This is a genomic window from Pelagibius sp., assembly GCF_028289705.1.
Classification (GTDB): domain Bacteria; phylum Pseudomonadota; class Alphaproteobacteria; order Kiloniellales; family Kiloniellaceae; genus Pelagibius.
In genome coordinates this window covers 1-14,783 of sequence record NZ_JANQOI010000097.1, presented here as the reverse complement: position 1 = coordinate 14,783, position 14,783 = coordinate 1, and the positions used below count along the sequence as shown (strand labels likewise).

At 67.2% G+C, this 14,783-nt stretch carries 13 protein-coding genes and 1 other RNA gene; 6 read left to right on the top strand and 8 right to left on the bottom strand.

Translation table 11 applies throughout. From position 1 onward, the window contains the following. Nucleotide 1: 1 nt before the first annotated feature. The 7 genes from Q0996_RS13055 to Q0996_RS13025 form a co-directional block, all read right to left on the bottom strand. Complete coding sequence (locus Q0996_RS13055) at nt 2-931, bottom strand: glyoxylate/hydroxypyruvate reductase A (RefSeq protein ID WP_299620188.1); 930 nt, start codon at nt 929-931, stop codon at nt 2-4. A 34-nt stretch (nt 932-965) separates the two neighbouring features. Next, on the bottom strand, nt 966-2,591 hold the full coding sequence (locus Q0996_RS13050) for an ABC transporter ATP-binding protein (protein ID WP_299620185.1): 1,626 nt from the start codon (nt 2,589-2,591) through the stop codon (nt 966-968). Next, on the bottom strand, nt 2,591-3,754 hold the full coding sequence (locus Q0996_RS13045; RefSeq protein ID WP_299620182.1) for an ABC transporter permease: 1,164 nt from the start codon (nt 3,752-3,754) through the stop codon (nt 2,591-2,593). The genes Q0996_RS13050 and Q0996_RS13045 overlap by 1 nt, the downstream gene beginning before the upstream one ends. 1 nt (nt 3,755) lies before the next feature. Further along, nucleotides 3,756-4,862 carry a microcin C ABC transporter permease YejB gene (locus Q0996_RS13040; protein ID WP_299620179.1) on the bottom strand — a complete coding sequence of 369 codons (1,107 nt, stop codon included), beginning with the start codon at nt 4,860-4,862 and terminating at the stop codon, nt 3,756-3,758. Between the two features lie 44 nt (nt 4,863-4,906). Next, complete coding sequence (locus Q0996_RS13035; protein ID WP_299620176.1) at nt 4,907-6,745, bottom strand: extracellular solute-binding protein; 1,839 nt, start codon at nt 6,743-6,745, stop codon at nt 4,907-4,909. A gap of 293 nt (nt 6,746-7,038) precedes the next feature. Continuing rightward, nucleotides 7,039-7,842, bottom strand: coding sequence for a histidinol-phosphatase (gene hisN, locus Q0996_RS13030; protein WP_299620174.1), 804 nt, complete (start codon nt 7,840-7,842; stop codon nt 7,039-7,041). A 26-nt stretch (nt 7,843-7,868) separates the two neighbouring features. After that, on the bottom strand, nt 7,869-8,417 hold the full coding sequence (locus tag Q0996_RS13025; protein WP_299620171.1) for a cytochrome c family protein: 549 nt from the start codon (nt 8,415-8,417) through the stop codon (nt 7,869-7,871). 310 nt (nt 8,418-8,727) lie between these two features. Here Q0996_RS13025 and Q0996_RS13020 point away from each other — a divergent pair, with 310 nt between their 5' ends. Together Q0996_RS13020 and Q0996_RS13015 are read left to right on the top strand one after the other, a co-directional pair. Then, a complete protein-coding gene (locus tag Q0996_RS13020; protein ID WP_299620268.1) occupies nt 8,728-9,492 on the top strand; it encodes a 3-deoxy-manno-octulosonate cytidylyltransferase in 765 nt (254 codons plus the stop codon). A gap of 219 nt (nt 9,493-9,711) precedes the next feature. After that, a complete protein-coding gene (locus Q0996_RS13015; protein ID WP_299620168.1) occupies nt 9,712-10,587 on the top strand; it encodes a prephenate dehydratase in 876 nt (291 codons plus the stop codon). Between the two features lie 19 nt (nt 10,588-10,606). Here the strand turns inward: Q0996_RS13015 and nudC are convergent, their stop codons facing one another. Then, a complete protein-coding gene (gene nudC, locus Q0996_RS13010; protein ID WP_299620165.1) occupies nt 10,607-11,539 on the bottom strand; it encodes an NAD(+) diphosphatase in 933 nt (310 codons plus the stop codon). Nucleotides 11,540-11,662: 123 nt separating this feature from the next. On the opposite strand from nudC, the gene Q0996_RS13005 reads away from it, so the two are divergent. The 4 genes from Q0996_RS13005 to Q0996_RS12990 form a co-directional block, all read left to right on the top strand. Beyond that, nucleotides 11,663-12,370: a DUF6134 family protein gene (locus Q0996_RS13005; protein ID WP_299620162.1), complete on the top strand. Its 708-nt coding sequence runs from the start codon at nt 11,663-11,665 to the stop codon at nt 12,368-12,370. An 80-nt stretch (nt 12,371-12,450) separates the two neighbouring features. Next, nucleotides 12,451-12,545, top strand: an RNA gene (gene ffs, locus Q0996_RS13000) — signal recognition particle sRNA small type. Nucleotides 12,546-12,683: 138 nt separating this feature from the next. Beyond that, a complete protein-coding gene (locus tag Q0996_RS12995) occupies nt 12,684-14,606 on the top strand; it encodes a DNA polymerase III subunit gamma/tau (protein ID WP_299620160.1) in 1,923 nt (640 codons plus the stop codon). Then, on the top strand, nt 14,603-14,783 hold a 181-nt coding region (locus Q0996_RS12990), incomplete at its 3' end, for a YbaB/EbfC family nucleoid-associated protein (RefSeq protein WP_299620158.1). The genes Q0996_RS12995 and Q0996_RS12990, both read left to right, overlap by 4 nt.

Here is a 14,783-nt window from a genome sequence, read left to right as displayed (position 1 = left end):
GCTAATACCCGCGTGCCATGTCGACGACGTGGCGCAGGGGTTCGCCGGCTTCCAGGCGGTGGATGTTGGCGACCACCGCCTGGCAGGCGCTCTCGGGGATGGTCATGCTGGCCACGTGGGGGGTCATGAAGATGCGCGGGTGGTCCCAGAAGGGATGGGACTTCGGCAGCGGTTCCTCGCGGAAGACGTCCAGGGTGGCACCGCTGAGCCGGCCGCTGTCGAGCGCCGCCAGAAGGTCCTCTTCCACCAGATGCCCGCCGCGGCCGACACTGATCACTGCGGCACCGCGGGGGAGCTGATCGAAGGTCTCGCGGCAGAGGATGCCCTCGGTCGCCGGTGTCAGCGGCAGCAGGCAGACCAGGATGTCGGTGCCCGCCAGGAACTCACGCAGGCCCTCCTCGCCGTGATAGCAGGAGATACCGGTGATGCTCTTGGGCGTGCGGCTCCAGCCCGCCAGCTTGAAGCCGAAGGGCGCCAGCTTCTCCAGGGCGTCGCGCCCCAGAACGCCGAGCCCCAGCATGCCAACCTGGCGCGCCGCCGCGGCGATCTGGGGGATCTCCTTCCAGAGCTTGTCGCGGCGCTGGACGGCATAGTCGTGCAGGAAGCGGTGGTGGCTCAGCACCGCCAGGGTCACGTACTCCGACATGCCGGCGGTCAGCCCCGGCTCCACCATGCGCACCACCGGCACGCCCTCGGGCAGGTCCGGGTCGCTCGCCAGATGGTCGATGCCGGCGCCGACGGAGAAGATCGCCTTCAAGTTCGGATAGCGCTTCAACTCGCCCTCCGGCGGTTGCCAGACCAGGGCGTAGTCGATGGCCGCCGGGTCGCCGTCGTAGGGCCAGGTGTGGGTGGTCAGTTCGGGATAGGCGGCGGCCAGGGCTTCGGTCCAGGCATTGCCGCGGTCGATGTCGGTCTTGATGAGGAGTGCCACGGAAGAACCAGAAAGTGGAAGGGAAGGACTTGGCTCAGGTTGCCACAACCCCTTCCACCGCTTCCAGTTCAAAGGCGGCTTTCATCAGCGCCTGGGTATAGGCGGCCTGGGGTGCGTCGAAGATCTGCTCGGCGCTGCCCTGCTCCACCACCTGGCCGCCGCGCATGACGATCACCTCGTCGGCCAGGGCGCGGACGACCTTGAGATCGTGGCTGATGAAGAGATAGGCCAGGTTGTGGCGGCGCTGCAGGTCGCGCAGCAGGTCGACGATCTGCGCCTGCACCGACATGTCCAAGGCCGAGGTCGGTTCGTCCAGCACCACGAAGCGCGGCTTCAGGATCATCGCCCGGGCGATGGCGATGCGCTGGCGCTGGCCGCCGGAGAACTCGTGGGGATAGCGGTGGCGGCTTTCGGGGTCGAGGCCGACCTCCTCCAGCGCCTCGACGATCATCGCCTCCCGCGCCTCTTCGCTGTCGCCCAGATCGTGGATTCTGAGGCCCTCCGAGACGATCTGGCCGACCGACAGCCGCGGGCTGAGGGAGCCGTAGGGGTCCTGGAAGACGACCTGCATGGAGCGGCGCAGCGGCCGCAGCTCCTTGGAGCCGAGGCCCTGGATGATCCTGCCGTCGAAATGAATGGCGCCCTCGGAGGAGAGCAGGCGCAGCAGCGCGAGGCCCAGGGTCGTCTTGCCGGAGCCGCTTTCCCCCACCACGCCCACGGTATGGCCCTCGCGGACCGAAACCGAGATGCCGTCCACCGCGCGGACGTGGTCGACGGTGCGCTTCAGCACGCCCTTCTTGATGGGGAAGTAGACCTTCACCTGGTCGCCCTGAACCACCACCGGCGCGTCCGCCGCCGCGGTCACCGGGGCGCCCTTGGGCTCGGCCGCCAGCAGGCGCTGGGTATAGGGGTGCTGCGGGCGCTCGAAGATTTCCTCCTCGTTGCCCTGCTCGACGATCTCCCCCTGGGTCATGACACAGACCTTGTCCGCCATCTTGCGCACGATCCCCAGGTCGTGGGTGATCATCAGCAGGGCCATGCCCAGCTCACGCTGCAGCTCCTTCAGGAGCTTCAGGATCTGTGCCTGGATGGTGACGTCCAGGGCGGTGGTGGGTTCGTCGGCGATCAGCAGGTCCGGCTCGTTGGCCAGGGCCATGGCGATCATCACCCGCTGGCGCTGCCCGCCGGAGAGCTCGTGGGGATAGGCCGAAAGGCGCTTCACCGCATCGGGGATGCCCACCAGCTTCAGCAGCTCCACGGTGCGCACACGGGCCTGGTCCTTGTTCATGCCCTTGTGCAGGATCAGCGTCTCGCGGATCTGCTTCTCAACCGTATGCAGCGGGTTGAGGGAGGTCATGGGCTCCTGGAAGATCATCGAGATCTGATCGCCGCGCACCTGGCGCAGGGTCTTGTCGTCGGCGCCGACCAGTTCCTGTCCGTTGAACAGGATGGAACTGCCGTGGGTGTGGCGGGCCAGCGGATAGGGCAGAAGCTGCAGCACCGAAAGCGCGGTCACCGACTTGCCGGAGCCGCTCTCCCCGACCAGGGCCAGGGTCTCGCCCTTGGCGATCTCGAAGTTCACGGTCTTCACGGCATCGACGGCGCCGCCGGGCGTCCGAAAGCGCACACCCAGATCGCGGACCTGCAGCAGCGGCTCCATCAGTCGTCTCCCCGTCCGCTGGCCGGTGCCGGTTCCGCGGCCGCTTCGGCCAGGGCGTCTTCGGCCGCCGGCGCGCCGACGAAGAGCTTGCGCGGGTCGAAGGCATCGCGCACCGCCTCGCCGATGAAGACCAGCAGGCTCAGCATCACCGCGATGACCACGAAGCCGGTGAGCGCCAGCCAGGGCGCCTGGAGGTTCGCCTTGCCCTGGGCCAGGAGTTCCCCGAGCGAGGCCGAGCCGGGCGGCAGGCCGAAGCCGAGGAAGTCGAGAGAGGTCAGGAGCGTCACCGAGCCGGAGAGGATGAACGGCATGAAGGTAAAGGTGGCGACCATGGCGTTGGGCAGGACGTGGCGGTACATGATGACGGCATTGGTGGCGCCCAGCGCCCGCGCCGCGCGCACGTAGTCGAAGTTGCGGGCGCGCAGGAACTCCGCCCGCACCACGCCCACCAGCCCCATCCAGGAAAACAGCAGCATCAGCCCCAGCAGCGGGAAGAAGCCCGGGGTGATGACGCTGGCCATGATGATCAGAAGATAGAGGATCGGCAGGCCCGACCAGATCTCGATGAAGCGCTGGAACAGCAGGTCGGTCCAGCCGCCGAAATAGCCCTGCACGGCGCCGGCCATCACCCCGATGATCGAGGAGATGATGGTGAGCGTGAGGCCGAAGAGCATCGACACGCGAAAGCCGTAGATCACCCGCGCCACCACGTCGCGGGCCTGGTCGTCGGTGCCCAGCCAGTGCCGGCTGTCCGGCGCCGAGGGCGCGGGCTCGGTCAGGTCGAAGTCGATGGTGTCGTAGGAGAAGCGAATCAGCGGATAGAGAATCCAGCCCTTCTCTTCGATCAGCTCGATGACGAAGGGGTCGGTGTAGTCCGCCTCCAGTTCGAATTCGCCGCCGAAGACGGTCTCCGCATAGGTGAAGACGACCGGTACGTGCGGTTTGCCGTCGTACCAGATGAACAGCGGTTTATCGTTGGCAATGAACTCGGCGAAAAGCGAAAGCACGAAGATGGGCACGAAGATGATGGTGGCCCAGAAGCCGCGCTTGTTGGCGCGGAAGTTGCCGAGGCGCCGGCGGTCGATGGGCGAGATCCGAAACCACAGGAAGCGGCTGTCGCCCGTGCCCGTCGATTCCGTCACCGGTGCCGCGGAGGCCGTCATCTCAGGTCTCCCGGCTCTCGAAGTCGATCCGCGGATCGACGATGGTGTAGGTGATGTCGCCGATCAACTGCATGATCAGGCCCAGCAGGGTGAAGAAATAGAGCGTGGCGAACATCACCGGATAGTCGCGGCTGAGGGCCGCCTCGAAGCCCAGCAGGCCGAGGCCGTCGAGGGAGAAGATGACCTCGATCAGCAGAGACCCGGTGAAGAGAATGCCGACGAAGGCGCTGGGGAAGCCGGCGATGACGATCAGCATGGCGTTGCGGAAGACGTGGCCGTAAAGCACCTGGCCCTCGGTCAGGCCCTTGGAGCGTGCCGTCAGCACGTACTGCTGGCCGATCTGATCGAGGAAGGAGTTCTTGGTCAGCATGGTCAGGGTGGCGAAGCCGCCGATCACCAGCGCCAGGACCGGCAGCGTGATGTGCCAGAGATAGTCGAGCACCTGTTCGACGGGCCCCAGGCTGTCGAAGTCCTCGGAGACCAGGCCGCGCAGGGGGAACCAATCGAGATAACGCCCGCCGGAGAAGACGACGATCAGGAGCACCGCGAAGATGAAGGAGGGCACGGCATAGCCGACCACCACCACGCCGCTGGTCCAGATGTCGAAGCGGCTGCCGTCGCGGGTCGCCTTGGCGATCCCCAGCGGGATGCAGACCAGATAGACGATCAGCGTGGTCCAGAGCCCGAGGGAGATGGAGACCGGCATCTTTTCGAGCACCAGTTCGACAACCCGGCGGTCGCGGAAATAGCTCTCGCCGAAATCGAACCGCAGGTAGTTGCCCATCATTAAGAGGAAGCGCTCGTGCATCGGCTTGTCGAAGCCGAACATGCGCTCGATTTCCTTGATCACCTCGGGATCGAGGCCCTGGGCGCCCCGGTAGGTGGTGTTGGAGCCGCCCTCGCCGCCGCGTTCCTGAACCTGCTGGTTGACGTCGGCGCCGCTGCCGGAAAAGCGTTCCGTCGCGCCGACGGCCTCGCCGCTGAGTTCGGCGATCAACTGCTCGACCGGGCCGCCGGGCGCCAACTGCACGATCACGAAATTGATGATCATGATCCCAAGCAGGGTCGGGATGATCAGAAAGAGGCGCCGGACGATATAGGCGAGCATGGGCGCTTCAGAGTTTCAGAAGGACGTGCACCGGCCCCTGTCCGTCAGTTCGTGAGCCGGGCCGCGCGTTCTTCATCGTACCACCAGGTGGTGGAGAAGCCGCCGCTGTAGCGTGCGGACTTCTCCGGCATGCCGAACTTGTCCCAATGGGCGAACCAGGTTTTGTCAGGGTAGTAGACCGGCACCAGGTAGTGATTCCACAGCAGCACGCGGTCCAGAGCCCGGGTCGTCGCCTTCAGGGTGTCCAGATCCTCGGCCGTGATGATCTGTTCGATCAACGCGTCGGCGACCGGGTTCTTGATGCCCATGGAGTTGGCGGAGCCGCGCACATCGGCGGCGGCCGAACCGAAGTAGGAGCGCAGCTCGGTGCCCGGCGGCGGGAAGAAATTCAGGCGTCCGGTGCTCAAGTCGAAGTCGAAGTCATCGCCGATGACCCGCCATTGGGAAGGGTCGACCAGGCGGATGGAGGCGTCGATCCCGGCGCGCTGCATGGACTGGACAAAGGGCTCGGCCATGCGCAGGGTCGGCGGCGAGGCGGTGATGATCTGCAGTTGGAACTGCTCACCCGTCTCGGCGTTCACCAGCTTCTTGTCGCGCAGTTCCCAGCCGGCTTCCTTGAATAGCGCCAGGGCCTGGCGCAGGTTCTTGCGGTTGCGCCCGCTGCCGTCGCTCTTCGGCGGCTCCCAGGTCGCGGACAGCACTTCCGGCGGCAATTGATCGCGGAAGGGCTCGAGAATGGCGATCTCCTCCGGCGTCGGCGGGCCGGATACCCCGAAGTCCGAATTGGGGAAGTAGCTCTTGATGCGCTGGTACTGGCCGAACAGCAGGGTGCGCTGGATCGCCTCGAAGTCATAGAGATGCAGGATCGCCTCGCGGACCCGCTGGTCCTTGAACTTGTCGCGGCGATTGTTGATGAAGAAGGCGCCGATGCCCCGCGGGTTGTTGTTGGGCTTTTCCACCTTGAGGATCTGACCGTTGTCCACCTGCGGAATGTCGTAACCGGTAAACCAGCGCTTGACGTCGCCCTCGCCCCGGTAGTCGATCTTGCCGGCCTTGAAAGCCTCGAACTGCACCGTGGCGTCGCGGTAGTAGTCGTAGCGGATTTCATCGAAGTTGTGCCGGCCCCGGTTGATCGGAAGATCGGCGGCCCAGTAGTCCTCGACCCGCTCGTAAACGATGTTGCGGCCCGCCTCCAGGCTCTTCATGCGGTAGGGCCCGGAGCCGAGCGGCGGCTCAAGAGTGGTCTTGGAGATGTCGCGCGTTTCCCAGTAGTGGCGCGGCTGCGGCGCTGTGCTGGCGACGATGGTCAGCGGCTTCATCGAGTTGCGGGTACGGAAGCTGAACTTGATCCGGCGCTCGGAGAGAACCTCGGCGCTTTCCACATCGTCATAGAAGGACTTCAGGAAGGGGCGCCCATGCTCGCGGATCGTGTCGAAGGTGAACTTGAAGTCGGCGGCGGTGATCGGCACGCCGTCGTGGAAGCGCGCCTCGGGCCGGATGTTGAAGATCGCCCAGCTCTTGTCGTCGGGATACTCCACGCTCTCCGCGATGAGCCCGTAGTGGCTGACCAGCTCGTCGCCGGAGCCTTCCATGAGGCTGTCGTAGATCAGGCCGATGGAGCCGGGGAACTCACCCTTCAGGATGTAGGGATTGAGGGTGTCGAAGGACCCGAAAGCCCCCAGGGTGATCTTGCCGCCTTTCGGCGCGTCGGGGTTGGCGTAGGGCCAGTGCTCCAGGTCTTCGCCGTAGAGCGGCTCACCGAACTCAGCGATGGCCCAGGTCTTGGTGATCCCGTCTTCGGCGGAGGCCGCCAGGGGCGTCAGCAGCGTGAAGGCCAGAGCCGCTGCTGCAGTGTGGCCGGAGAGGCTGAATCGTCCAGTCATTCGCAAGTCCCTTTCCGCGTCACGGGCCGCCCGTGCGCGTTTGTCTTTGCCCCTTGTTTCACCGATCTGCCGGTTGACTGCGCATGCTACGGCCTTCGTTCCAGTCGTGGCGGCCGCGGTGCGGCGCGCGCCGACTGGCTATGGAAGTGTCTCGAAGCAACGTCTCGCAGAGTCCGACAGTCTCTCTCCGCCCGGGATTCTAGACCCAATTTGGCGCCGAATCCGCACCAAACAAGCATGCTCGCCCTAATGTTACGGCGATTTAACGCGCCAGCGGCAAGAAAATGTGGATCTCAGGCGCCGCCGAGCAGGGAAACCGCCGCCCGGTGACAGGCCTGGTCGCCGGCGCAGATCACCCGGCCGTCGGATTCCAGGGTCAGGGGCGCGCCCTGCCAGTCGGTCATGGCGCCGCCGGCGCCGAGGATGACCGGCGCGTGGGCCAGGTAGTCGTAGGGCGCCAGGTCGGCCTCGATCACCAGATCGGCAAAGCCGCTGGCCAGCAGTCCGTAGTTGAAACAGTCGCCGCCGTAGAGGGTCAGCTTGGCCGCGGAGCGCAGCGCCTCGAAGGCGGTTCCGTTGGCGCCCTGGAACATCTCCGGTGCCGTCGAGAGGATGGTTGCCTGGGCGAGGTCGGGGCAGGGTCGCACCCGGGCCTCGCGGCGACCGTTCTTGTCGCTGAAGGTCGTGGGCCGCCCGGCGACCCCCAGCCAGCGCTCTTCCAGGATCGGCATGTCGATGACGCCGAGGATCGGCGTTTTCTTGTGCAACAGGGCGATCAGGCAGCCGAACAGCGGGTTGCCGGTGATGAAGCGCTTGGTGCCGTCGATGGGATCGAGCACCCAGAGGTAGTCGGCGTCCGGGTTCTCGATGCCGTGCTCTTCCCCGAAGATGCCGTGCTCCGGGAAGGCTTCGGCGATGAGGGCCCGCATCGCCGCCTCGGCCTCCCGGTCGGCCCGGGTGACGGGGCTTTCGTCGGCCTTGTCCTCGATGGCGAGGCCCTGGCGGAAATATTGGCGGGCCACGGCGCCGGCCGCATCGGCCAAGCGTTCCGCCAGCTCGACCGAAGCTTCGGGCAGGAGGGTCTCGGTGCCGCTCATCGCTCCTGCGAACCGGCGGTCAGGCCCTACTCCGGCAGCGGTGCCGGGTTGTCGCTGAGGCCGCGCATGTAGGCGATGATGTCGGCGCGGTCGCCCGCTTTCCGCAGCCCGGCAAAGGACATCTTGGTCCCGGGCGCCCAGTCCTTCGGCTTGTGGAGGAAGGCGTTCAGGCTCTCGTAGTCCCAGGTGCTGTCCGCCTTCTCCGTCAGGGCCGGCGAATAGGAAAAACCGTCACCGCCGGCGATCGCCGCGTTGACGATGTCGTAGAGGTTGGGGCCGACCTTGTTGGCGCCGCCGGCCTCGAAGGTGTGGCAGGCCGTGCATTTCTTGGCCACCTTCTCGCCGTTGGCGGGATCGGCCGCGGCCAGCATCGGGCCGATGGGTTCCAGCGCCGGGGCGGCCGCCACTTCGGTGCCGCCGGCATCCGCCGCGTCGGCTGCGGCGACCACGTAGACATTCTGCTCCAACGCCTTGGGATGGTAGAGCAATTCGGCGGCGAAACCGGAAAACATGGCGATGACGCCCGCTGTCAGAACGGCGGCGGCGATCTTGTTTCCTTCCAACGACGAAGCCATGTGCAAACCCTTGCATTCCCTAGATGACGCGCGGGACAATAGCGGTGCGATTTCGGGGGTTCAATAGCCCCCGGGCGCCAATGCACCGGAATCTGGGAAATTCACCGCTTTCGGTTCCCCGGATCTCGACAAATCCGGCATTTCCGGGCAAGTCGTTCGCGCCTGACTCCTATCCCTCGGCCACGCCAGCCCGATTCGCCCGACAGAACCCTCTCACGCCATGCCTGCAGACTCTTCTCCCACGCAGCCCTCCCCCCCAAGTGATCGACCGGCCAATCCCCCGGCCGGGACGCCGGCCAATCCCGTTGTCCTGATTCCGGCCCGTATGGCCTCGACGCGGCTGCCGGATAAGCCGCTGGCCGACATCCACGGCGAGCCGATGATCGTCCATGTCTGGCGCCGGGCGGTGGAGGCCGACATCGGCCCAGTGGTGGTGGCCTGTGCCGAGGAGGCGATTGCCGAGGCCGTGCGCGCGGCGGGCGGCGAAGCGGTGCTGACGCGGCCGGATCACACTACGGGTTCCGACCGGATCTTCGAGGCGCTGGAGACCATCGACCCCGAGGGACGCCACGACGCGGTGGTCAATCTGCAGGGCGATCTGCCGACCCTGGAAGGGGCGTTGATCAAGGCTGTGTTGCAGCCCCTGGACGAAGCGGCCGTCGACATCGGCAGCCTGGTGGTGGAGATCAGCGACCCGGAGGAGCGGCGCAACCCCAATGTGGTGAAAGCGGCGGTCTGCTTTCCCGAGGGCCGGACGGTGGCCCGCGCGCTCTATTTCAGCCGCGCGGCGGTGCCCTGGGACCCCGGCGACCATGGTCATCCCGGCGGCGAGGAGGGGCCGGCCCGGCCGCTCTATCATCACATCGGAATTTACAGCTACCGGCGCGCCGCCCTGGAGCGCTTCGTCAAACTGCCGCCCTCGCCCCTGGAAACCCGCGAGCGCCTGGAGCAACTGCGGGCGCTGGAAGCGGGGCTGCGCCTGGATGTGGCGCGCGTTGACACCCTGCCCCTCGGCGTCGATACTCCCGCCGATTTGGCCCGGGCGCGCAGGCTTCTGGCGCCCCGAGAAGGCTGAAGTCCCGCGCAATTCCGGCCTAGAGCAGATCCTGGTTCGGTGGAATCGCGGAAGCGATCCACCGAACCAGGTGAATCTGCTCTAATTCTTGAGTATAGAGCGGATTCACGTGTTTAGACGCAAACACGAAGGTGTTTCCGTCTAAACATGATCCGCTCTAGCGGGCGCCGTCGGGCGGCCCCGTATTCCTGTCCGGATCAACGGAGAGAAGGTTAAGTTATGGCAGAGGCCCCCGCAGCGGCGGCGTCACACGACACGGTTGCCTTTCAGGGCGTCCCCGGCGCCTATTCGGATATGGCCTGCCGGGCCGTCTTTCCCGAGATGACAACCCTGCCCTGCGCGTCCTTCGAAGACACCTTCGCGGCGGTGCACGACCGCAAGGCCCTCTACGCGATGATCCCCATCGAGAACTCCAGCGCCGGGCGGGTGGCCGACATCCACCACCTGCTGCCGGAATCCGGCCTGCATATCATCGGCGAGCATTTCCAGAAGGTGGAGCACCAGCTGCTGGCGGTGAAGGATGCCCGCCGCGATCAGGTGGAGACCGTGCACAGCCACGTCCAGGCCCTCTCCCAGTGCCGCCATTACGCGCGCCGCGAGGGGTTGACCCCGGTGGTCCACGCCGATACCGCCGGTGCGGCGGCGGAGATCGCCGAACTGGGCGATCCCAGCCGGTCGGCCCTGGCCTCGGAACTGGCGGCGGAGATCTACGACCTGCAGATCCTCGACGGCAACGTCCAGGACACCGATCACAACACCACCCGCTTTCTCATCATGGCCGAGGAGCCCATCGATCCGCCGCGGGACAACGGCCTGGTGATCACCACCTTCGTGTTCCGCGTCCGCTCGGTGCCGGCCTCGCTCTACAAGGCGCTCGGTGGCTTCGCCACCAACGGCATCAACATCACCAAGCTGGAAAGCTACATCATCGACGGCGGCTTCACGGTGGCCCAGTTCTATGCCGATATCGAGGGCCATCCCGACGACCGCATGGTGCGCCTGGCGTTGGAGGAGCTGAGCTTCTTCTCCCGCGAGGTGAAGATCCTGGGCGTCTACCCGGCCGACGATTTCCGCAGCGACACCAATCCGACATAGGCTGGAAGTCCGGCCCGAATTAACCCTCGGCCAGCCAGTCGTTGACCAGGCGGCGGGCGATGGAGTCGCGCCGGGGCAGGCGGAAGGTCTCGTCCTCCGGGGAGCGCCGCAACTGCTCCCGGGTGAACCATTCCGCGCTCTCCAGCTCGTCCTCTGCGGTCTCCAGCGCGGCGAACTCGGCCCGGGCGTAGAAGCCCAGCATGATGGAGGAGGGAAACGGCCAGGGCTGGGAGGAGTGGTAGAACACCTCCTCCACCGGGATCTTCAGGCCCACCTCCTCATAGATCTCCCGCGCCACGGCCTCTTCCAGGCTCTCCCCGGGCTCGACGAAGCCGGCCAGGGTGGAGTGCATGCCCGGCGGCCAGATGGCCTGGCGCCCGAGCACGCAGCGCTCGCCGCCGTCGTGGATCAGCATGATCACCGCCGGGTCGGTGCGTGGAAAGTGAACCGCGGCACAGCGGGGATTGGTGCAGCGCCGCTGATGGCCGGCCTTCTCGCTGACGGTGGGGCTGCCGCAGACCCCGCAGAAGCCGTGGCGCGCGTGCCAGTGCACGAGGCCGCGGGCATAGGCCAGAATCGCGCTGTCGCGGCGGTCCATCACCGGCCCGACGGCACGCAGGTCGCGGAACGACCCCCAGGCCTCGGCCAGCGGTTCGATCTCCGGTTCCTCCAGGTGAGAGAGGTCGACGGCCAGATAGGCGACCTCCTGGCGCAGACCCAGGAACATACTTTCCCGGGCCAGGGTGATCAGATGCTCGGCCTGGGTGCGTTGCAGCCAGATTGCCTCCGCCGCCTCGCCGATCAGGTGTTTGGCGCGCCACACCGGGACGATGACGCAGTGCGGATCGTTGATCAGGGTTTCGATGTAACCGCTGTCGGCCCGGCGCTGGTCGACCCGGTCGAGGGGGACGCCGGCGTAGAAGTTCGGCGCCGGATTCTTCCGTGGTGACATGGCCGGAAGGTGGCACAGGCCTCCAGGCGCTGGCAATTGCTCTCTCCGTCACCACTCCGTGATGGGTTGAGCCCCTGGGCGGCCCTTGCGCCGGCCTGCGCCTTACTCCAGGCTTGGATGCCAATGGAAGACCGTGACACATTCGGGCGCCGCGGAGCGCTGCGCCTGATCGGCCGTTCCCTGCTGGGCGGCTCTTTGCTTGGCGGGGCGGCAGTCACAGGCGCATTGCGGCCCGCCCCGCTTGCCGCTGCCGAGCTGGTGCCCAGGGAGCCGGCCCGGCGCTTTCTGGTGCTGCGCCACGGTACCGTGATCGGGGAGCACCGTTTCGACTTCTCCCGCCGGGGTGCGGATTTCGTCGTCGAGGTGGCCATCGACATTGCCGTCGACGTGCTGGGGATCACCCTCTTCCGCTTTACCCACCGCGCCGAGGAAGTCTGGCGGGACGGCTGGCTGCACGCCCTGACCACCGCCACCGACGACGACGGCCAGCTCTGGCGCCTACGCTCGGAACGCAGCGAGGGCGCCTTGCGCGGCACGGTCAACGACGTCGGTTTCGATGTCTCCGGCTTCGTCATTCCGGCGAGCCTCTGGCACCGCGACACCCCCTTCACCCAGGTGCTCTTCGGCACCATCGACGGGCGCACCAAGCTGGTGAAGACCGAGGCCCTGGGCGAAGAGCCGCTGCAGCTGGGCGGCGAGCGCCGCCAGACCCGCCACTTCCGCCTCACCGGGGAGATCGAGCGCGACGTCTGGTACGACGCCGACTGCGGCATCGCCAAGGTCACCTTTCCCGCCCGCGACGGCTCCCTGATCACCCTCGAACGGCAGTAGACCGGCAGCGACGGCCGCCGCGCGCTCACCGCTCGAGGCCTTGCTCTCCCGCCCGCGATGCCCGATATTGGTGCCGGGAGGTTGGCTGCGGACGTATCGCTCGCCAACCCGGTCAGGTCCGGAAGGAAGCAGCCGTAACGAGTTTCCGATGCGGGTCGTCTGTCCAGCCTCCCACCCGAAGTCCTTGATCGGGCGCCGTCTTCCAGGGTGCAAGCGGCCCCGCCTGACGGGAGCCCGCTAACCGATCTTTTGCGGGATTCCCGGCCAGGACAGTTTTCCGCCCAGTCAGCCCGGACGGCCCCCGGACAGCCTTATGAGCGACGCCCCCTGCGCCCCCTCCCAAGATGCCCCCTCCCAACAAGCCAGGGGCGAGAGAGACGAGAACAGCCTCTATCGGGTGCTGGCGCGCAAGTACCGGCCCGCGAACTTTGCCGATCTGGTGGGTCAGGAGGCGCTGGTGCGCACGCTCACCAACGCTATCGAGACCGGCCGCCTGGCCCATGCCTTCATCCTCACCGGCGTGCGCGGTGTCGGCAAAACTACGACGGCACGGATCATCGCCCGCGCGCTGAACTGCATCGGCGCCGACGGGAACGGCGGACCGACGCCGCAGCCTTGTGGAGTCTGCGAGCACTGTCAGGCCATCGCCCAGGACCGCCACGTGGACGTGATCGAGATGGACGCGGCCAGCCGCACCGGCGTCGCCGACATCCGCGAACTGATCGAGGGGGTGCGCTACCGCCCGGTCCAGGCGCGCTACAAGATCTACATCATCGACGAAGTCCACATGCTCTCCAACAGCGCCTTCAACGCGCTGCTGAAGACCCTGGAAGAGCCGCCGGAGCACGTGGTCTTCATCTTCGCCACCACCGAGATCCGCAAGGTGCCGGTGACGGTGCTCTCGCGCTGCCAGCGCTTCGACCTGCGGCGCCTCGGCCAGGAGGAACTGGCGGCACTGTTCACGCGCATCGCCGAGACCGAGGGCGTGCGCCTGGAGGAGGAAGCGCGGGCGATGATCGCCCGGGCCGCCGACGGCTCGGCCCGCGACGGCCTCTCGCTGCTGGACCAGGCCATCGCCCTGGGCGGCGGCAAGGCGGTTGAGGCCGCTCAGGTGCAGGCGATGCTGGGGCTGGCCGACCGCGCCCGCACCTTCGATCTCTTCGCCGCGGTGGTGCGCGGCAAGGTGCCCGAGAGCCTGGAGATTCTGGGCGACCTCTATGCCGCCGGCGCCGACCCGGCCGTGGTCATGCAGGACCTTCTGGAACTGGCGCACCTGCTGACCCGCGCCAAGCTCGTCCCCGCCACTCTGGAGGCGCCGGGCCAGCCGGAAACCGAGCGTCGGCAGGGCCGGGAGTTGGCCGAGAGCCTCAGCCTCGCCAACCTGGCGCGGGTCTGGCAGATGCTGCTGAAGGGCCTGGGCGAGGTGCAGGCCGCACCGATCCCGCTGCAGGCGGCGGAGATGGCGCTGATCCGCCTGGCCTATGCCAGCGACCTGCCAAGCCCCGCCGAACTGGTGCAGCGCCTGTCCGGCGCCCCGGGTGCGGCACCTTCGGCGCCGGCGCGCGGCACGGCCAGCACGGCCAACGCTGGCCCGGGCACGGCCGGCCCCTCGGGCGAAACGCCGGATTTGCTGGCGGACCCCTCCGCCGGGCGCGGGCGCCCGCTGCAGGCCCCGGACGGCGCCCCCCAGGCAGCCCTGGCCCAGCCCTGGCCAGACGAAATTGGCCTGCCGGAGGTGCAGGCCGCCGCACAACCGGACCCAAGCCCGGCGCTGGCCGCGGCCAGTGAACCGAAGAGCTTTGCCGAGGCGGTGGCGCTGGTCCGCGCCCAGGGCGAGACCATCCTGGCCAACCACCTGATGGACGATGTCCATCCCGTGCGCTTCGAGCCGGGGCGCATCGAGATCCGTGTGCGCGAGGCGGCCCCGGCGAACCTGGCGCCGCGCTTCGGCGCGATCCTCGAGCAGGCTTGTGGCAGCCGCTGGGTCATTGCCATCTCCCAGGAGGAGGGGGCGCCGACCCTGCGCGCTGTGGCGCAGCGCGAGGAGGCGGAGAAGCGCGCCGCGGTGCTGGACCACCCGCTGGTGAAAGCGGCCCTGGAGACTTTTCCCGGGGCTGAACTGGTGGCGCGCCGCGAACGCGCGCAGCCGAAAGCGGAAGACGAGACTCAAGACGGCGGGACTCAAGGCGGGCCGCAGCAGGTCCGTGGCGACAAGGAAGGAGAGCAGGACGCATGAAGAACCTGGGCCAGATGATGAAACAGGCGCAGGCCATGCAGGCCAAGATGGCCGAGATGCAGGAGAAACTGGCGGAACTGGAGGTGTCCGGGCAGGCCGCCGCCGGCATGGTCAAGGCAACCCTGAACGGCAAGTCGGAGCTGCGCGGCCTGAAGATCGATCCCTCCCTGGTCGACC